Annotated in this window: 1 protein-coding gene; it reads left to right on the forward strand. The window is 55.3% G+C overall.

Annotated elements, in window-relative coordinates; all coding sequences use genetic code 11:
* The coding region (locus tag ACXAFR_RS27495; protein WP_475183406.1) for a hypothetical protein at positions 1-523 on the forward strand (523 nt) is incomplete at both ends.

The raw sequence follows: 523 nt of genomic DNA on the forward strand, positions 1-523 counted from the left end.
CCAGGAAAAACCGGAAACCGTCGGCACCGCTGGCTGGGAAGCCAAGTTCGAACAGAACAAGATTGCCCTCGAGTTACAAAGCGTTAGCCAGAGTTTGGGTGATCCCAATCTTTCATCCTCTCAAAAGGCAGAGCTCTCCTATCGCTTAGAAGAGCTGGAAGCCGCTTCACAATACCAGGCTGAGCGCATTGCCCAATCCGAACAGGATGGCGAAGGCTGGGTGGCCGCGCCTGCCCGAGGCCCTGAACTGGCGAAAGATCTGGGTTGGCCAGATGCGCCGGAAGGGCATGTCTGGGTAGCGGGTACGGAACAGCCGTATCTGCGTCGAGTTGATGCCAACGATACCTCGAAGTTGAGGTATGATGTCGGCGCGGAAGAATTTGTTGAGGGAGCCCCAGGAAGCACCACACTTTCCCATATCCAGGATGTGTATGCTCGCCCTTATATCAGCGCGGAAACAGAGCGGGCCGTGGGGGTTAAACCTCTTGATATGAAAAACGCCCATCTGCACCATATCTTGGAA

This window comes from Pseudomaricurvus sp. ABR4_320, assembly GCF_056159445.1.